Origin of the sequence: Pseudooceanicola sediminis (assembly GCF_003575965.1) — a bacterium.
Classification (GTDB): Bacteria; Pseudomonadota; Alphaproteobacteria; order Rhodobacterales; family Rhodobacteraceae; genus Pseudooceanicola; species Pseudooceanicola sediminis.
In genome coordinates this window covers 173,720-191,650 of record NZ_QWJJ01000001.1, presented here as the reverse complement: position 1 = coordinate 191,650, position 17,931 = coordinate 173,720, and the positions used below count along the sequence as shown (strand labels likewise).

Here is a 17,931-nt window from a genome sequence, read left to right as displayed (position 1 = left end):
GGTGGTTCCTTTTGCGGGGCCGGGCAGGGGCCGGGACCGGGGGTGTTCGGGGCACATAGTCACCAGATCGGCGCAGCCTGCGCAAGCGGTGCCGGATGGCATCTGCGTGAAGCGCCTTGCACGGTGGGTGTCGAAGGTTTAGTTTGATAGACAACACGATATATGGAGGGCGCGACCATGGCGCCCAGGCGTCCCAAAGGTGCGGGCGCATTCCCGAAGCCGGTCGAAAGCCCCGCGCCCCAGACCCCTGATCCGTCGGAGCTTTATGCTGCGCTGGATCTGGGAACGAACAGTTGCCGCATGTTGATTGCCCAGCCCAAGGGCAGCCAGTTTCATGTGGTCGACAGCTTTTCGAAGTCGGTTCAGCTCGGGTCCGGGCTGGAGCAATCGGGGAGGCTGTCTCGATCGTCGATGGCACGGACCATCCAGGCGATGCGGATTTGTCAGCAGAAGCTGAAGCGACACAGGGTGACGCGGATGCGGCTGGTGGCGACCGAAGCCTGTCGGCGTGCGACCAATGGTGCGGGATTCATCCAGCAGGTGCGGCGCGAGACCGGGCTGAAGCTGGAAATCATCGAGCCGGAGGAAGAAGCGCGTCTGGCGGTGATTTCCTGTGCGCCGCTGGTCAGCACGCGTACCGACCAACTGCTGGTGGTGGATATCGGGGGTGGGTCGACCGAACTGGTCTGGATCGATCTGACCAGTGTGCCGCACCGCGAGCGTCCGCGCGCCATCATGCGCCTGCACGCTGGTTTCCACCCCGCCGAGAGCCCGTTTCCCGCCGCAAAGGTGGTGGACTGGATTTCGGTACCGCTGGGCGTGGCGACGCTGCGCGACCAGTTTCGCGACGTCGAGGACGATTCGGCGCGCTTTGCGCTGATGTCGTGGTTTTTCGAGGAGAGCCTGGCGGAATTCGCGCCCTACAAGGACGAGCAGGCCCGCGAGGGGTTTCAGATCGTCGGCACCAGCGGCACCGTCACGACCGTCGCGGCGAGCCATCTGGGGCTGAAGCGTTACGACCGCACCAAGGTCGACGGGCTGCGCATGACATCGGATCAGATCGACAAGGTGATCCGGGGCTACCTGGAGCTGGGGCAGGAGGGACGCCGCCGTGATCCGCGCATCGGCCAGGATCGCCAGGCGCTGATCATGTCCGGTTCGGCCATCCTGCAGGCGCTGCTGCGCTGCTGGCCCACGGACCGGCTGAGCGTTGCGGACCGTGGTCTGCGCGAAGGGCTGCTCTATGCACAGATGTCGGCGGACGGGGTTTTGGAGGATGGGCCTTTCTGAGACGGCGGAAGTGCGCTATCGGGGCCGCTTGGAGTTTGGGGCATTGCCCTGCCGTGCGATGCGCGGCCCTTCCGAAGGGTTTAGGACAAGATGACGAGGATGCCGTGGTGAAGAAACCTACCGGAAAGAATACCTCGGGGCGGGGTCAGCGGGATCTGACCGTCAAGGTCAAGACCGCGCGCGGGCGCACGCTGTCTTCGACCCGGTGGTTGCAGCGGCAGTTGAACGACCCCTACGTCGTGCGCGCCAAGGCCGAGGGGTATCGCGGGCGGGCGGCGTTCAAGATCATGGAGCTGGACGACAAGTTCCGCTTTCTGGTACCGGGCGCGCGGGTGCTGGATCTGGGCTGTGCACCGGGGGGCTGGATTCAGGTGGCGGTGCCCCGGATCAACGCCCTCGGCGAAAAGAGCGGCAAGGCCGTGGGGCAGATCATCGGGGTGGACCTGCAGGAGGTCGACCCGATTCCCGGTGCCGAGGTCTATCAGCTGGATTTCATGAGCGATGACGCCGATCTGCGGGTCAAGGAATGGCTGGGCGGGCGCGCCGACGTGGTGATGAGCGACATGGCGGCCTCTTCCTCGGGGCACAAGCAGACCGACCACCTGCGCATCATCGCGCTGTGCGAGGCCGCGGCCTATCTGGCGTTCGACGTTCTGGAGGATGGCGGCACCTTTGTCGCCAAGGTTCTGGCCGGTGGCGCCGAGGGCGAGTTGCAAAAGCTGCTGAAACAGAAATTCACCAAGGTTGCCAACATGAAGCCGCCGTCGTCGCGGTCGGATTCGTCCGAGAAGTTCGTCGTGGCCACCGGGTTTCGCGGACGCGCCGACGACGAGAGCTGAGCGACAGCGCCGAAGGGGCTTTTCGCCGCGCGGCGAGCGAGTATGGTGCGGCGCATGATAGCAGACAACCGCCCAGCCCCGCTTGCCGTGACCCTTGGCGATCCCGCCGGGATCGGACCTGAAATTGCCCTGCGCGCGGTGATCGCGCCGGATGCACCGGATTGCGTCCTGTACGGGCCGCACGTCGTGGCCGAGCGGGCACGCGCGCTGGTGGCACCGGATCATGTCCTTCAGATCGTTTCGCACCCGGAGGAGCCGGCCCTGTCCGGGCGGCATCTGCGGTTGGTCGAAACCGGCGCGGCGATGGTCACGCCGGTGCCTTATGGTGCCGTGTCGCAGGACGCCGGGCAGGCGGCCTTCGGTGCGATCCGGGCGGCCATCGACGCGGCGATGGCGGGCCAGGTGGGGGGCATCGTGACCGCGCCCATCCACAAGGAGGCATTGTCTGCCGCAGGGGTTCCGTTTCCGGGCCACACAGAGATGCTGGCGCACTATGCCGGTGGTGTCGAAGTGGCGATGATGCTGGCCAATGACGTGATCCGAACCGTGCTTGTGACGATCCACGTGTCGTTGCGCGATGCCATCGGAATGGCGAACCATGATGCGAACATGCGCGCAATCCGGCTGGCGCACCAGGGATGCCAGGCCTTCGGAATCGCCGCGCCGCGCATCGCCGTGGCCGGCCTGAACCCACATGCGGGCGAAGGCGGGTTGTTCGGGCGGGAAGAGATCGAGATCATCGCGCCAGCCATCGCGGCAGCGCGAGCCGAGGGAATGGACGTCAGCGGACCCTGGCCCGGCGATACCGTTTTCATGCAGGCCCGCAAGGGCCAGTTCGACGTGGTGGTGGCGCAATACCACGACCAGGGGCTGATTCCGGTGAAATACCTCGGATTGGAGCAGGGGGTGAATATCACGCTGGGCCTGCCCTTCGTGCGTACCTCGCCCGACCATGGCACGGCCTTCGACATTGCCGGGCAGGGCGTGGCTGATCCCGCGTCAATGATGCTGGCGCTGCGTCATGCGGCAACCATGGCGGCCGAGCGCCGCTGAGGGGGCCTGCGATGAGCGGCTGTGACGGGCCCGTCACGCCTGTCTGTGCGGCGTTATCCCGAAGTATTGATGGCCGCGTGATGTGACGGGTGGGCTGTGGCGCGGATCCGGGCAGCGTAGTGGCAGCGCGTCGGCCAGAAAACGCCGGCGCCCGGCGCAGCGGCGCGCATCGGTTCTGATGCCGAGAAGGCTGATGTCCGGTCGGGATCAGTGAAATGAAAGCCGATCTTCAGGAAATCAACCGGTTGGCTCCCCCACAGGGGATAAGGCCAAGCGACTGATTTTCTTGAAAGAACTTTCCTCAATGAGGAAAGTGGCGGAGAGACAGGGATTCGAACCCTGGGAACGCTTGCACGCTCAACGGTTTTCGAGACCGCCCCGTTCGACCACTCCGGCACCTCTCCGCGGGGATCGTGGAGCGCCGTTTAAACACGATTGGCTGAGGGTGCAAGAGGCGTTTTGCATTGCGGGGGAATGTATTTACCCTAGGCTCTGTAATCGAGGCCGACGCGCCCGTGGCCTGCCTGTGGTTCAGGTGCCGGTGGGGCGGGTGCAGGAAAGCGGCCCTGGCGTTGATGTGGCCCATTCGGGGAGAGTAAATGATGACGATGTATACGGCGGCAGAGGCACGGGTGCAGCACGCGGTGCCCATGACGGGACTGCGACGCGCCGCGACCGCGCTGACAATGGCGCTGAGCGCGCTGGTGCTGCTGGCGGCCATGGCGGTGCCCGGGCGTGCGGCCAACCGCGAAGACCTGGAAGCGTTCTTGCAAGTCACCGGATTCGATGTGGCGCTGGAGAGCATCAAGCTGTCGGCGGCGGGCGGGCCGCAGATGCTGGGGCTTGAGGGATCGGATTTCGCAACGACCTGGACGATCCTGACGAAGGACGTGTTCGATGTGAAGACGATGCAGGACATGGGCCTGGACATCCTGGAAAAGACCATCACCGAGGAAGACCTCGAGGTCGCGCAGGATTTCTATGGTTCCGAGCTGGGAAAGCGTCTGGTTGAGACCGAGAACACGTCGCACCTGGCGGAGCGCGCCGACCGGGCGGAGAACGCCGCGGCAGAGCTGGATCGCATCCTGAACGAGGGTGAGACCGATCGGATCGCGGTGCTGGACCGGTTGAACCGCGCTGTCGACAGCTCGGACAGTTCCGAACGCTCGATCGTCGAGATCCAGTTCCGGTTCCTGACTGCGGCGCGGGATGCCGGGGTGATCGAGTTCAAGGTGGATGACGAGGCGCTGCGGCAATCGCTGCTGACACAGGCCGAGGCGATGCGCGATGCGAACAAGGCACAGGCGCTGGCGAATTCGGCCTACACCTATCGCGATTTCACCACGCAGGAGCTGACGACCTATGCCGAGGCGCTGGAACAGCCGGGAATGCAGAGGGTCTATGAACTGATGAATGCCGTTCAGTACGAGATCATGGCGAACCGGTTCGAAGAGGTCGCGTCGCGTCTGCATGGTATTCAGCCGTCGCAGGATCTGTAGGCGATGACATGGGCCGCGGCCGGCAGGGGCGCGACAGTCAGCGGGCGGGGGGCCGTGCGCCGGATGTTTGCGCGGCCTCTGACACTGCTGATGATGGTATCGCTGATGTGGGTGATGCCGGCCGGCGCGCAGGCGCGGACCGACGGCCCCGGGGCGGGGCGGGCAGAGACGCTCTATGACCTGATGGCGATGCCGGACCTTTTGGGCGTGATGCGCGAGGAAGGTCTGAAACTGGGCGCTGACATGGGCGAGGAATACTTTCCGAACCGTGTCGCGCTTGGGTTTGATGCGGTGGTGCAGCGAATCTATGACGTGTCCGCGATGGACGAGATCATGCGCGAGGCCTTTGTGAGCGGCCTGCTGGATCTGGCCTCCGACCAGGAAATGACGCAACTGATCAGGTTTTTCCGCGACGGTCCCGGACCCCGCCTTGTTGCCGCCGAACTGACGGCGCGGCGGGCCTTTCTGGATAACACCGTCGAGACCGAGGCGGAGGCGCGTGCACCCGAGATCGCAGGGGCTGACCCCGAGCTTGCGAAGCTGGTCGAGGCATATATCGCGGCGAACGACCTGATCGAGCGGAACGTGAGCGGCGCCCTGACGGCCAATTACAACTTTTACCTCGGGTTGGTGGACGGCGGCGGTTACGACGTCGACGACCGGCAGATCCTGTCGGATGTCTGGGAGCAGGAAGAGGCAACGCGAGAGGAGTCCGCGCGCTGGCTGCGTGGGTACCTGTTTCACGCCTACGGGGATGTGGCGCGTTCGGACCTGGAGGCCTATGTCGATCTTTCGCAAACCGATGCGGGGACGCTGCTGAACCAGGTTCTGTTCGACAGCTTCGGCGTGTTGTACAATGACATCTACCGCGCGCTCGGGTTGTCGATTTCCTCGCTCATGACGGGTGAGGAATTGTGAGGGCGCATTGGCGGGGCCGTGCGGTCCTGCAGGGCTTGACAAGTCTGCCCTGACACAGGATAAGCCGCCCATCCCGGAGGGCATATGCCTTGCCGGGCATTTCAATTTCGCCCGCAGCGACGGGCGCGCTGTTCAAAGGCGACCTGTCAGAGACCGCTCTGACGTCATGGTCACGAACTTCCGCAAGGGGGCCGCAGGACGCGTCAGAAAAGGAAGAGCACTATGTTTGCGGTTCTCAAGACCGGCGGCAAGCAATACAAGGTCCAGTCCGGTGACCTGCTGCGCGTCGAAAAACTGGCGGCTGACGCTGGTGAAAAGATCCAATTCAACGACATCCTGATGCTGGGTGGTGACACGGTCACCGTTGGCGCGCCCTTCGTGGCTGGCGCTGGCGTGCAGGCCGAAGTCGTCGAACAGATCAAGGGCGAGAAGGTCATCCACTTCGTCAAGCGTCGTCGTAAGCATTCGTCCAAGCGCACCAAGGGTCACCGTCAGAAACTGACCCTGATCAAGGTCACGGACATCCTGGCCTCGGGCGCAGATGATTCCGGCGTCAAGGCCGCCATCGGTTCGGGTTCGGTTTCGGCGGCACCTGCTGCTGCTCCGGCCAAGGGGAAAGCCAAGGCAAAGGCAGCGCCTGCCGCCGCGGCCGAGGCCTCGGACGATCTGAAGAAGTTGTCCGGCGTTGGCCCCGCAATGGCCACGAAGCTGAACGAAGCTGGCATCACCAGCTTTGCCCAGATCGCCGCCTGGACCGACGCCGACATCGCCCGCATCGATGAAGAGCTGGCGCTGAAAGGCAAAATCGAAAAAGAAGGCTGGGTCGATCAGGCCAAAGCCCTCGCCGAGTAAGATCAGGAAAAGGAGACCACCGATATGGCACACAAGAAAGCTGGCGGCTCATCCCGCAACGGTCGCGACTCTGCCGGTCGCCGCCTCGGTATCAAGAAGTACGGCGGCGAAGCCGTTATCCCCGGCAACATCCTGGCGCGTCAGCGCGGTACCAAATGGTATCCGGGTGCGGGCGTCGGCATCGGCAAGGATCACACGATCTTTGCAACCGTCGAAGGCAACGTCGAGTTCCGCAAGGGACTGAAGGGTCGCACCTTCATTTCGGTCATGCCAGTGGCCGAGGCCGCTGAGTAAGCCGACCTTCATCAGAAGATGACAAGAAGGGGATTGGCAATCGCGCCGGTCCCCTTCGCCGTTTTCGGTGGCGATACGGGAGACCCCCGTTATCGACCCTCAGCAGGAGGAACACCACATGAATGACGACATGATGATCGCCCAGCCGGTGATCGAGGCCGATGGCCTCGACCTGCGCCCGCTGCGGATTTCCGACGCGGGACTGATCGGCATGTATGCGGCGGATGAACGCGTGGCAAAGATGACCACCTCGATCCCGCATCCGCTGCCGCCGGGCACGACGCAGGCCTTTATCGCGCGCGCCATGGCCCCGAACCCGCACGAGGTGATCTGGGCGATGGATTCGAGCCGTGTCGGCGGTGCCGAGCTGAAAGGCATCATCAGCCTGAAACGGATTGACACGGCGCAATCCGAAATCGGCTATTGGGTGGCACCTGCCTGGTGGAATGCCAGCGTGGCATCGGCGGCGGTGACGGCGCTTGTGCAGGCCAACCCGCTGGCAGACCGGTCGATCTTTGGCAGCGTCTTTCAGGACAATCCGGCATCCGCCCGCGTTTTGACCAAGAACGGTTTCGAATACGTGGGCGACGCCGAAACCTATTCGGTGGCCCGCGCCGCGACAGTGGCGACGTGGACCTATATACGAAAACTCGATTGAGCCGTCCGGTGCACTGAGCTAGAGCACCTTTGCGGCAGGAGTGAGAACATGAAATTCCTCGATCTCGCAAAGGTCTATATCCGGTCGGGTGCTGGCGGCAACGGCAGCATTTCCTTCCGGCGCGAGAAATTCATCGAATACGGTGGACCGAACGGCGGCAACGGCGGGCGCGGCGGTGACGTGATTGCCGAAGCCGTCGATGGCCTGAACACGCTGATCGATTTCCGCTACCAGCAACACTTTTTTGCCCGCAACGGGCAGGGTGGCATGGGCAACCTGCGCACCGGCGCCGATGGCGAAGACATCATCCTGCGCGTGCCTGTCGGCACCGAAATCCTGGATGAGGACGAAGAGACCGTGATCGCGGACATGACCGAGGTCGGTCAGCGCGTGATGCTGGCCAAGGGCGGCAACGGCGGCTTTGGCAACGCACACTTCAAGACGTCCGTGAACCAGGCCCCGCGTCGTGCCAACCCCGGCCAGGATGCGATCGAACGGACGGTCTGGCTGCGGCTGAAGCTGATTGCCGATGTCGGTCTGCTGGGGCTGCCGAACGCGGGCAAGTCGACGTTTCTGGCCGCGACATCGAACGCCCGGCCAAAGGTGGCGGATTATCCGTTCACGACGCTGCACCCGAACCTGGGCGTTGTCGGCGTTGACGGGGTTGAATTCGTCGTCGCCGATATCCCCGGCCTGATCGAAGGCGCCTCCGAAGGGCGCGGGCTGGGCGACATGTTCCTGGGCCATGTCGAGCGCTGCGCGGTCTTGCTGCACCTTGTCGATGGCACTGCGGATGAGGTGGCCGAGGATTACGAGACCATCATCGGAGAGCTGAACGCCTATGGCGAAGGGTTGGCCGACAAGCCGCGGATCACCGTCTTGAACAAGATTGACGCGCTCGACGACGAACTGCGCGAGATGCAGCGTGAATTCCTTGAGGAGGTCACGGGCGGTCCGGTGATGTTCATGTCGGGCGCGTCGGGTGAGGGATTGACCGAGGTTCTGCGCGCCTTGCGGTCGAAAATCGACGCCAACCGTCTGCGCGAGCGCAAGAGTGACGAGGCCGAGGAGGATGAGGCGTGGCGTCCCTGAACGGTGCAAAACGTGTCGTTGTCAAAATCGGGTCGGCCCTGTTGGTCGATTCCGTCACCGGGCGGTTGCGCGACAGCTGGCTGACCGGGTTGGCCGAAGATGTGGCGGCGCTGCGCGCACGGGGAACCGAGGTGGTGCTGGTGTCGTCGGGGTCGATCGCGCTTGGCCGTGGTGTGCTGGGACTGGGTCTTGGCGCGTTGCCGCTGGAACAGGCGCAGGCTGCGGCGGCCGTTGGTCAGATCGGTCTGGCGGCGGCCTATGACAAGGCGCTCGGGGCGCATGGCATCATCGTGGCGCAGGTGCTGGTGACGCTGGAGGACAGCGAGAACCGCCGCCGCTATCTGAATTCGCGCGCAACGCTGGACCAGCTGCTGAGCCTTGGTGCGGTGCCGATCGTCAACGAAAACGACACCATCGCCACGGACGAGATCCGCTATGGTGACAACGACCGTCTGGCCGCGCAGGTCGCGGTGACGGTGGGCGCGGACCGGCTGGTGCTGCTGTCGGACGTGGATGGGCTCTACACGGCGAACCCGAACCTGGACGCGCGCGCGCGCCGGCTGGATGTGATCGACCATATCACGCCCGAGATCGAGGCGATGGCGGGCGATGCGGCGTCGGGTCTGTCCAAGGGTGGCATGAAGACCAAGGTGATGGCGGCCAAGACTGCGACATCCGCCGGATGCGCCATGGCGATCACATTAGGCTCGCGAGCCAACCCATTGAAAGCACTTGAGGATGGCGCGCCGGTCACATGGTTTACCGCTGTCGGGGATCCGCAGACAGCCCGCAAGGGCTGGATCGTCGCGATGAAGACGCGTGGGCAGATCGTGGTTGATGCCGGCGCGGTGCGGGCGTTGGAACAAGGACGGTCACTGCTGCCGGCAGGCGTGACGCAGGTGACGGGACGTTTCGGGCGCGGCGATCCGGTTGAGATTGTCGGGCCCGGCGGCGATATCCTGGGGCAAGGCCTGACGCGCTATACGCTGGACGAAGCGCAGGCCCTTGCCGGGCATCGCAGCCAGGAAATAGAGGCAATCCTGGGCTATCCGGGTCGTGCCGCGCTGGTGCATCGCGATGACATGGTGCTGAGCAGTCGCGCGTTGCCCGGTCAATCGGCCGCACAGGGTGAGAGTTTGGGGACGGGAGAGACGATATGAAGGATGTTGAGGACGTTCAGGGCCTGATGGCCGGGATCGGACGTGCAGCCAAGGCCGCCGCCGCAGAACTGGCCTTTGCCACTGCCGAACGCAAACATGCCGCCCTGATCGGGGCCGCAGAAGCGGTGCAGCGCAATGTGTCGGCCATTCTCGAGGCGAATGCGCGTGACATGGCGTATGGCGCTGAAAAGGGGCTGAGCCCGGCCATGATGGACCGGCTGAAGCTGGACGAGGACCGCGTTCAGGGCATCATCGACAGCCTGCGCGCGATTGCCGAACAACGCGATCCCGTTGGCGAGGTGCTGACCGAATGGGACATGCCGACGGGTTTGCATATCAGCCGGGTGCGTACGCCTTTGGGGGTGATCGGGGTGATCTATGAAAGCCGCCCGAACGTGACTGCGGATGCTGGCGCCCTGTGCCTTAAATCGGGCAATGCGGTGATTCTGCGTGGCGGATCGGAGAGCTTTCATTCCTCGTCGATGATACACAGGTGTCTGGTCGAAGGGTTGGTATCCGCCGGATTGCCCGAAACGGCGATCCAACTGGTGCCGACGCGGGATCGCGGGGCGGTCAGCGAAATGCTGACCATGACCGGCTATATCGACGTGATCGTGCCGCGTGGTGGCAAGGGCCTTGTCGGCTTGGTTCAACGCGAGGCGCGTGTCCCGGTGTTCGCCCACCTGGAGGGGATCTGCCATATCTATATCGGAGCCGATGCCGACCCGGTGATGGCATTGGAAATCGTGCTGAACGCAAAGACGCGGCGGACCGGGATTTGCGGTTCGATGGAATGTCTGTTGATTGATCAGGCGTTCCGCGCGGCACATGGCGACCTGGTGGTCGAGGCGCTGTTGCGGGCAGGTGTGGAGGTGCGCGGTGCGGGCCCACTGAGCGAGATTGAGGGCGTTACGCCAGCGGCAGACGATGATTTCGGCCAGGAGTTCCTGGACATGATCTGCGCGGCGAAGTTGGTTGACGGGGTCGACGAGGCAATCGCGCATATCCGGCGCTATGGATCGAACCATACCGATGCCATCGTCACGGCAGATGACGCGGTTGCAGCACGCTTTTTCGAGCGGCTCGACAGTGCGATCCTGATGCGAAATGCCTCGACCCAGTTCGCTGACGGGGGCGAGTTCGGCATGGGCGCGGAAATCGGGATTGCCACCGGCAAGATGCATGCGCGCGGGCCAGTGGGCGCCGAGCAGTTGACCAGCTTCAAGTACCTTGTCGTGGGGAACGGCAGCCTGCGCGGCTGATCACCGCAGTTTGGCGCAAGAGCAGGAAGGGGCGGGGAGGAAACTCCGGCGCCCCTTTTTCACGCAAGGCCACAGTCGCGCCGCAGCTGGTGCCGCGCCGGTCGGAACTGAATGGTCAGAACTGGATGGTCAGGCTGTCTTCTGCCTCGACCAGGCCGATCTTGCCAAAGCGTTCCTGAACCAGGGCTGGCAGCAGGGCGAATTGCACATGCGCCGGCATGACCGCATCAACACCCTCGCCGGTTTTCAGCGTTTCCCAAACCGCCGGACTTGGCCGCGCCGTTTGCGCCGGACCCGAAACCTCCCATCCGACGGCGGCGTCGTCGGGCCGGGTCACCGTGATCGTGCCGCCGAACGGCATCGCGCTTTCCAGGCAGAGCAAGGCCAGAAACACTTCTTGTATGTCCGAGCGTTCGAAGCTGCCTTGGGGTGTCCAGTCGAAGGTGACGCGGCCAGATTGGCTGAGATCATCCAGGATGCACGTGACCTCCGGCGGGCCGATCTTCTGGCCGTGTCCGGCAAGGCCGAAGGCGACCCGGAGAAACCTGATCTTGGCCGAGGCGGCGCTGACCGAATCCGAGATGAGCACCATTTCGGGCCCCCGCACGGCGCCTTCGAGGGCGAGCAGTTCGATACCGTTCTGGATGGCGCCGACAGGGGAAATCAGATCGTGGCAGATCCGGGACCCTATCAGCGAGGCGAGGAGATGGCTATTATGCACAGTCATCGGCCTTTCAACTTTTTACAAACAAGGACAGGGGCATTCATGGGCGAACTGAACGACCTGCTGGAACCGGGGATGCGGGTACGCCACCCGATTCTGCCAGAATGGGGCATCGGACAGGTGCAATCAAATATTGCCGGTCGCATCACGGTAAATTTTCCCGAAGCAGGGAAAGTTGTCATAGAAGGCTCCCAAGTGGATCTGATCCCGGTGTTCGACCAGTCAGCCCGGTAATTGGTTTACGATTGGTTAACAAACCTCCGGCTATGCCGAGACTGCGCCCTGAGAGGCGCGCCAGCTGGCTTGCATGAACCGGCGCTGTCTCATAAAACGCCACCGACCCGTTGGATCGGAGCGATAGCCGGGCGCGCCACAGGTGTGATGCGCCATCGCCCCGATCAAGCACCGCCAAGGATCCGAGCCCGCGCATGACCTTCGCCCCCCCGCAGTTCGAGACCCGGCTGGCGCGCAGCGCCGAAGAACTGGCCGCCGCGCAACACCTGCGTTATCGCGTCTTCGTGCAGGAACTGGGCGGGACGGGCGCGATGGTGGACCACGCGGCCCAGTTGGAGCGCGACCGTTTTGATCCCTTTTTCGATCATCTGCTGTTGCTGGACCATGCCCGGCCCGGCGCGTTGCGCGACCAGGTGGTCGGCGTCTATCGGTTGCTGACGGATGACCGCGCCCGAGAGATGGGCCAGTTCTATAGCGCCGACGAATACGATCTTGGCGTGCTGACCGCGTCGGGACGCAAGTTGCTGGAGCTTGGCCGGTCCTGTCTGCATCCCGACTATCGCGGCGGGGAGGCGATGTTTCAGCTGTGGAATGCCCTGTCGGAGTATATCGCGGACCGCGGCATCGAGGTGCTGTTCGGCGTCGCTTCTTTTCACGGGACCGATACTGCGGCACTGGCACCATCGTTGTCGCTGCTGCACGCACGCCATCTGGCGCCGGACGATCTGCGGGTGCGGGCGCAGCCATCGAGCTATCTGGCTATGGACCAGATCGCCGAGTCGGATCTGGATCGCGTGGCGGCGATGAAGGCCGTGCCGCCCTTGATCAAGGGATACCTGAAGCTGGGTGGTTTCGTCGGCGAAGGCGCCTTTGTCGATCATGCGTTCAACACGGTCGATATCTGCCTGGTGCTGGACATGGCGCGGCTGAACGAGAAGCAATCTCGGCTGTACACCCGTTCGCAAGGCGGCGGACAGTGAGCGAGACCTGGACATCCGACCAAGAGCCGCAGGAACCGAAGCTGGATGCGATCGGTTGGGTGATCTTCTGCCTGCGGGCCGTGCCGTTTGCCCTGATCTGCTTCATCGGGCTGATTGTCCTTCTGCTGGTGCGGTTGTTTGAGCGACCTCTTTGCGGATTGAACAGACCAGTCACGCCGTACTTGCAGCAGGGAGTGTGCAAGGCGTTCTTTGCGATAAGTGGTATAAGACTGCGTCGCACCGGCAGTCCGATGCAGGGACCGGGGGCAGTGGTCGTCAATCACTCAAGCTGGCTGGATATTTTCACGCTTTCGGCGCCGATGCGGGTCTTTTTCGTCTCAAAGGCCGAGGTGCGCAGCTGGCCCGGCATCGGCACGCTTGCCCGGGCGACGGGCACCTTGTTCATCAACCGGGACCGCCGTGAGGCGAAGGTCCAGCAGCGGCTGTTTTTCGACCGGCTGCTGGCGGGGCATAACCTGTTGTTCTTTCCCGAGGGGACGTCGACCGATGGTCGGCGCGTTCTGCCCTTCAAATCAACGCTGTTCGGAGCCTTTTTCGACCCCGCGTTGCGCGATCGCATGCAAGTGCAGCCCGTAAGCGTGATCTATCGCGCCCCCGAAGGTGCCGATCCGCGATTTTACGGGTGGTGGGGCGACATGAGCTTTGCCGGTCATCTGGCCAAAGTGCTGGGCGCGCGCCGTCAGGGGATGGTCGAAGTGATCTACCACGCACCGATCAAGGTCGCGGATCACGCAGATCGCAAGGCATTGGCCCGCGCCTGCGAAGATGCAGTACGCGGGGGAATGCCGTGGGATTTTCAGATCAGCCGGTAAAGGCTGCCGTCAGACGGTGGAGCGCCGCAACGGAATCGTCTTCGCGCCAGATCTCGTCCCCGATGCCGAAGAAATCTGTGACCGGGGCCAACAGCGCGATGATGTTTGGATCTAGACCGCCCTCTGCCACCACGGGCAGCTCGATCATCTGCGACCACCATTCGAACAATTCGGTATCCGCGACCTCGCCGTCGACAAGGGCGGTTTCGGTAACCGGGCCGAAGCTGATGTAGTCGCAACCCGCTTCTCCGGCATTCATGCCCTCATGACGCGAGGCGGCACAATAGGCGCCGATGATCGCATCCGGGCCGAGCGCCTTGCGCGCCTTGCGTACCGAGCGCGCGCCGTCTTCGAGGTGGACACCATCGAGCCCCATGCGCTCGGCCAACAGGATATGCCTGTCGATCACAAGCGCCACGTCGCGGGCATGGGTCACTTCGCGCAACGCATCCGCTGCGCGACACAGGCGATCTTCGTCATGCGTGGCGAGGGCCAGACGCACGCAGGCAATTTCCCGTGCGTCGAGCACGGCGGCCAGACGGTCGGGAAAGTCCATAAGATCAAAATCGGGTGGCGAGATCAGATAGATCTGCGGCTGCTCGTCCTCGGACATGGGCGATCCTCTTGAATTTTGGCCGATATACCCCGGATGCAGAAGGGACGCAAAGGGATTGCAGCGGGTCCGCTGCCCGACGATTGATCGGGAAATGGCATGTGGTTGGTCTGGTCACGGCAGGCGGTGGTTTGACCGTCGCGCCGGTGCCCCCCCTCGACACCCCTGCCTGGCTTGGCTAGGAGAGGGGCCTGTAAAACAACGCCGAACCCCGGAGTCAGCATGTCCCAGCCAGCCTTTGTCCTTGTCCGCCCGCAGATGGGCGAGAATATCGGCGGGGCCGCGCGCGCCATGTGGAATTTCGGCCTTGAAAGAATGCGCCTGGTTGCGCCGCGTGATGGGTGGCCAAACCAGAAGGCCGTCGCAATGGCCAGTGGCGCCGGACGCCTTCTGGACGAAGCCGGCCTGTTCGATGACACGGCCGCGGCGCTTGAGGATTGTCATTTCGTCTTTGCCACCACTGCGCGCAACCGCGACCTGACGAAACCTGTGGTATCGCCGGAACGCGCAATGGAAATGGCCCGTGAAAAGATCGCGGCCGGGGAAAAGGTCGCCGTCTTGTTCGGCCCTGAACGCGCCGGGTTGGAGAACGACGATATCGCGCGCGCAAATGCGATTATTTCGGTGCCGGTGAACCCCGAGTTCGCGTCGCTGAACCTGGCGCAATGCGTGTTGTTGACCGCCTATGAATGGCGCCGCCAGACGGCCGAGGTAGAGGCCGAACGGGTCGAGATGGCGGGCGCCGACTGGGCCAGCCAGATCGAGATCGAGAAATTGGCCGAACATTACGAGGACAGGCTTGATCAGGCGGGATTCTTTTTCCCCGAGATCAAGGCCGACAGCATGAAGCTGAACCTGCGCAACCTGTGGTCGCGGATGCGCCTGACGCGCTCGGACGTGCAGACATTGCATGGTGTGATGCGTCAGATGGTCCGATGGAAAGAACGCGGTGACTGACTTGCCGCCGCGGCGCGCCGGTTCTAGGGTCGCCCACGCAGAAGGAGAGCCGCCAGATGAGCGAAAAGCGCAGCATTTTCGAAGAGGTCAGCCATGATCAGAAACCCGAGGTTCGCACCGGCGTGATTGACGGCGCGCGACGTGGATCGCGCAGCGCCGTGCGCTGGTGGCTCATCGTGTTGTTCGTGCTGGTCGTGGCCATGATCGGCGTTGGCGGCTGGACCCGGCTGAGCGACAGCGGGCTGTCGATCACCGAGTGGAAGCCCATCGAGGGGGCTTTGCCGCCGATGAATGCCGCAGATTGGCAATCCGAATTCGACAAGTATCAGCAGATCCCGCAATTCACCGAGCAGAACAGCTGGATGGAGCTGGCCGATTTCAAGGCGATCTACTGGTGGGAATGGAGCCACCGCAACCTTGGGCGGCTGATCGGGCTGGTCTGGGCCGTCGGGTTCCTGGGCCTGTGGGCAGCGGACAAGATTCCAACGGGCTGGAAGGGCCGATGCGTGCTGATTGGCGCGCTCGGTGGTTTGCAGGGCGCAATCGGCTGGTGGATGGTTGCCTCCGGATTGGGTGAGGGGATGCTGAGCGTCGCGTCTTACCGCCTGGCGACCCACCTCGGACTGGCGTTCATCATCCTGGGGACCATCGCGTGGTTCGTTCTGTTGCTGGGACGTGAGGAGCGTGACCTGATGCAGGCCCGCCGGGTGCGCGAGAAGAAACAGTTCAGTCTGGCGACGGGCTGGATGCACTTTACCTTCTTGCAAATCCTGTTGGGGGCGCTTGTCGCGGGTATCGACGCGGGTCGGTCCTTTACGGATTGGCCGACGATGGGCGGACAGTTCTTTCCGCCCTATGCCTTTGATATCGAGCCGATGTGGCGCAATTTTCTGGAAAATCCCGGTCTCGTGCAATTCATCCACCGGATGTCGGGCTATCTGCTCTTCGTCCTCGGGACCGTGGCGTTCCTGCGCGGTCGCCGGTCAGCCAACCGGGCCACGCGATCTGCCTTTACGCTGGCGTGGGTGGTCATGCTGGTGCAGGTGGTCTTGGGCATCACCGCTGTGATGACGGCAGCGATGTCGCATGTTGCGATCACGCACCAATTGATGGCCGTGGCGCTGTTCGCCCTGATCATCCGGGCACGTTTCGCCGCCGCCTATCCTGTATCCACAAGTATAAGGGGCTGAGACATGACTGCCTTGACCGACCTGTTTGCCTTTCAGAAAGAAACCGAGGCGCTGGCGCAGATCGCCGGGCGGCTGGGCTGGGATCAGGAAACCATGATGCCACGTGGTGCCGCGGCCCAGCGTGGCGAAGAAATGGCCGCCATCGAATCGATCCTGCATGCGCGGCGCACGGATCCCCGGATCGGCGCATGGCTGGCCGAGGCCGGAGAAGAGAGCCCGTCGCAGGTCGATGCCGCCCAGCTGCGCCATATCACGCGCAGTTATGAACGTGCCAGCCGCGTGCCTGCCGATCTGGCGTCAGAGCTGGCGCGGGTAACCTCGGTGGCGCAGGGCCAGTGGGCAGAGGCCCGCGCCAAGGACGACTTTGCCAGTTTCGCACCTGTGCTGGAACGCGTCGTGGCCTTGCGTCAACAGGAAGGACAGGCGCTGGCCGATGGTGGCGATACCTACGACGCGCTGATGGACGATTACGAGCCCGGCGCGACCGCAGGCCAGCTTGAATCGATGTTCGCCGAAATGCGCCCACGTCTGGTGGAGCTGCGTGGCAAGGTGCTGGACAAGCCTGCTCCTGCTGGTGTGTCCGGCACGTTTTCTGACGCGGACCAGATGGCCTTTACCGCCAAGCTGGCGCTGACCTTTGGGTATGACCTGAGCCGGGGCAGGATCGACAAGGCGGTGCATCCGTTTTCCTCGGGGTCGGGCAGCGACGTGCGCATCACCACCCGGACAAATCCCGACGATCCGTTCAATTGTTTTTATTCGACCATCCACGAGGTTGGTCATGCCTGCTATGAACAGAACATCGATGCTGGATACGCGCTGACGCCGCTTGGCGCTGGCGTGTCGATGGGCGTGCACGAAAGCCAGAGCCGGATCTATGAAAACCAGATCGGCCGCTCACGCGCCTTTACGGGCTGGATGTACGACGAGATGAAGGCGGTGTTCGGCGATATCGGCGTCGACAGTGCCGATGCGTTCTACGCGGCAGTGAACCGGGTCCAAAAGGATTTCATCCGAACCGAGGCAGATGAGCTTCAATACAACCTGCACATCATGATGCGGTTTGATCTGGAGCGCGCGTTGATATCCGGGGACCTGCCTGTCACCGACCTGGAGCAGGCCTGGAATACGCGGTTCAAGCAGGATTTCGGCTATGACGTGCCGAAAGCATCGCTGGGCTGCTTGCAGGACGTGCATTGGTCTGTGGGCCTGTTCGGCTATTTTGCGACATATTCGCTGGGCAATGTTTATGCAGGCTGTCTGGCCCAGGCGCTGCGTGCCGACGTTCCGGACCTGGACAGCCACCTTGCCGCGGGAAACACCGCACCCGCTACGCAATGGCTGCGCGACAACGTGCAGCGGCATGGTGGCCTATATGCGCCGCGCGAGGTGATCGGTATGGCCTGTGGCGCGGCGCCGACCGCAGGGCCCTTGCTGGATTATATCGAAGAGAAATTCAGCGATCTGTACCAGCTGTAATGCA

19 protein-coding genes and 1 tRNA gene are annotated in these 17,931 nt (G+C 63.3%); 17 read left to right on the top strand and 3 right to left on the bottom strand.

Translation table 11 applies throughout. From position 1 onward, the window contains the following. The first annotated feature begins 177 nt into the window (after nucleotides 1-177). From DL237_RS00855 to pdxA, 3 genes are all read left to right on the top strand, one after another. Nucleotides 178-1,290, top strand: a complete 1,113-nt coding sequence (locus DL237_RS00855; RefSeq protein ID WP_119397332.1) for a Ppx/GppA phosphatase family protein — start codon at nucleotides 178-180, stop codon at nucleotides 1,288-1,290. A gap of 104 nt (nucleotides 1,291-1,394) precedes the next feature. Next, nucleotides 1,395-2,129, top strand: coding sequence for an RlmE family RNA methyltransferase (locus DL237_RS00850; protein WP_119397118.1), 735 nt, complete (start codon nucleotides 1,395-1,397; stop codon nucleotides 2,127-2,129). 54 nt (nucleotides 2,130-2,183) lie between these two features. Further along, nucleotides 2,184-3,182 carry a 4-hydroxythreonine-4-phosphate dehydrogenase PdxA gene (pdxA, locus tag DL237_RS00845; RefSeq protein ID WP_119397331.1) on the top strand — a complete coding sequence of 333 codons (999 nt, stop codon included), beginning with the start codon at nucleotides 2,184-2,186 and terminating at the stop codon, nucleotides 3,180-3,182. A 314-nt stretch (nucleotides 3,183-3,496) separates the two neighbouring features. On the opposite strand, the gene DL237_RS00840 is transcribed toward pdxA, so the two are convergent. Continuing rightward, nucleotides 3,497-3,586 (bottom strand) — tRNA-Ser (locus DL237_RS00840). 195 nt (nucleotides 3,587-3,781) lie between these two features. Here DL237_RS00840 and DL237_RS00835 point away from each other — a divergent pair. The 8 genes from DL237_RS00835 (at nucleotide 3,782) to DL237_RS00800 (ending at nucleotide 10,917) form a co-directional block, all read left to right on the top strand. Beyond that, nucleotides 3,782-4,681, top strand: a complete 900-nt coding sequence (locus DL237_RS00835) for a DUF2059 domain-containing protein (RefSeq protein ID WP_233544816.1) — start codon at nucleotides 3,782-3,784, stop codon at nucleotides 4,679-4,681. Nucleotides 4,682-4,684: 3 nt separating this feature from the next. After that, the gene (locus DL237_RS00830) at nucleotides 4,685-5,599 is read left to right on the top strand and encodes a hypothetical protein (protein WP_119397117.1); all 915 of its coding nucleotides are present in this window, start codon (nucleotides 4,685-4,687) and stop codon (nucleotides 5,597-5,599) included. Between the two features lie 222 nt (nucleotides 5,600-5,821). Continuing rightward, entirely contained in the window at nucleotides 5,822-6,451 is a 630-nt protein-coding gene (locus tag DL237_RS00825; protein ID WP_119397116.1) for a 50S ribosomal protein L21, read from the top strand. Nucleotides 6,452-6,475: 24 nt separating this feature from the next. Beyond that, complete coding sequence (gene rpmA, locus DL237_RS00820) at nucleotides 6,476-6,745, top strand: 50S ribosomal protein L27 (RefSeq protein ID WP_119397115.1); 270 nt, start codon at nucleotides 6,476-6,478, stop codon at nucleotides 6,743-6,745. A 118-nt stretch (nucleotides 6,746-6,863) separates the two neighbouring features. Continuing rightward, complete coding sequence (locus tag DL237_RS00815) at nucleotides 6,864-7,403, top strand: GNAT family N-acetyltransferase (RefSeq protein WP_119397114.1); 540 nt, start codon at nucleotides 6,864-6,866, stop codon at nucleotides 7,401-7,403. Nucleotides 7,404-7,451: 48 nt separating this feature from the next. Continuing rightward, nucleotides 7,452-8,495 (top strand): GTPase ObgE, encoded by a 1,044-nt coding sequence (gene obgE / locus DL237_RS00810; RefSeq protein WP_119397113.1) that lies wholly within the window; start codon nucleotides 7,452-7,454, stop codon nucleotides 8,493-8,495. After that, the gene (gene proB / locus DL237_RS00805) at nucleotides 8,483-9,655 is read left to right on the top strand and encodes a glutamate 5-kinase (RefSeq protein ID WP_119397112.1); all 1,173 of its coding nucleotides are present in this window, start codon (nucleotides 8,483-8,485) and stop codon (nucleotides 9,653-9,655) included. Before obgE ends, proB begins: the two co-directional genes overlap by 13 nt. Beyond that, nucleotides 9,652-10,917: a glutamate-5-semialdehyde dehydrogenase gene (locus DL237_RS00800; protein WP_119397111.1), complete on the top strand. Its 1,266-nt coding sequence runs from the start codon at nucleotides 9,652-9,654 to the stop codon at nucleotides 10,915-10,917. The genes proB and DL237_RS00800 overlap by 4 nt, the downstream gene beginning before the upstream one ends. 115 nt (nucleotides 10,918-11,032) lie before the next feature. Here the strand turns inward: DL237_RS00800 and DL237_RS00795 are convergent, their stop codons facing one another. Beyond that, complete coding sequence (locus DL237_RS00795; protein ID WP_233544815.1) at nucleotides 11,033-11,644, bottom strand: histidine phosphotransferase family protein; 612 nt, start codon at nucleotides 11,642-11,644, stop codon at nucleotides 11,033-11,035. A 39-nt stretch (nucleotides 11,645-11,683) separates the two neighbouring features. Between DL237_RS00795 and DL237_RS00790 the strand changes: the two genes are divergently transcribed. The 3 genes from DL237_RS00790 to DL237_RS00780 all read left to right on the top strand — a co-directional run bounded on the left by DL237_RS00790 (nucleotide 11,684) and on the right by DL237_RS00780 (nucleotide 13,688). Beyond that, nucleotides 11,684-11,875, top strand: coding sequence for a DUF3553 domain-containing protein (locus DL237_RS00790; protein ID WP_119397110.1), 192 nt, complete (start codon nucleotides 11,684-11,686; stop codon nucleotides 11,873-11,875). Nucleotides 11,876-12,069: 194 nt separating this feature from the next. Then, the gene (locus tag DL237_RS00785; RefSeq protein WP_119397109.1) at nucleotides 12,070-12,855 is read left to right on the top strand and encodes a GNAT family N-acetyltransferase; all 786 of its coding nucleotides are present in this window, start codon (nucleotides 12,070-12,072) and stop codon (nucleotides 12,853-12,855) included. Continuing rightward, nucleotides 12,852-13,688 carry a lysophospholipid acyltransferase family protein gene (locus DL237_RS00780; protein WP_119397108.1) on the top strand — a complete coding sequence of 279 codons (837 nt, stop codon included), beginning with the start codon at nucleotides 12,852-12,854 and terminating at the stop codon, nucleotides 13,686-13,688. The genes DL237_RS00785 and DL237_RS00780 overlap by 4 nt, the downstream gene beginning before the upstream one ends. Here DL237_RS00780 and DL237_RS00775 read toward each other — a convergent pair. Then, nucleotides 13,678-14,301: a thiamine phosphate synthase gene (locus DL237_RS00775; protein ID WP_119397107.1), complete on the bottom strand. Its 624-nt coding sequence runs from the start codon at nucleotides 14,299-14,301 to the stop codon at nucleotides 13,678-13,680. The two genes, DL237_RS00780 and DL237_RS00775, sit on opposite strands and share 11 nt — an antisense overlap. A gap of 222 nt (nucleotides 14,302-14,523) precedes the next feature. Between DL237_RS00775 and DL237_RS00770 the strand changes: the two genes are divergently transcribed. From DL237_RS00770 to DL237_RS00760, 3 genes are read left to right on the top strand one after another with little or no spacing between them, the layout of a single operon-like run. Beyond that, nucleotides 14,524-15,258 (top strand): RNA methyltransferase, encoded by a 735-nt coding sequence (locus DL237_RS00770; protein ID WP_119397106.1) that lies wholly within the window; start codon nucleotides 14,524-14,526, stop codon nucleotides 15,256-15,258. 56 nt (nucleotides 15,259-15,314) lie between these two features. After that, nucleotides 15,315-16,448 carry a heme A synthase gene (gene ctaA / locus DL237_RS00765; protein WP_119397105.1) on the top strand — a complete coding sequence of 378 codons (1,134 nt, stop codon included), beginning with the start codon at nucleotides 15,315-15,317 and terminating at the stop codon, nucleotides 16,446-16,448. Between the two features lie 3 nt (nucleotides 16,449-16,451). Further along, nucleotides 16,452-17,927: a carboxypeptidase M32 gene (locus DL237_RS00760; RefSeq protein WP_119397104.1), complete on the top strand. Its 1,476-nt coding sequence runs from the start codon at nucleotides 16,452-16,454 to the stop codon at nucleotides 17,925-17,927. The last annotated feature ends 4 nt before the right edge of the window (nucleotides 17,928-17,931 follow it).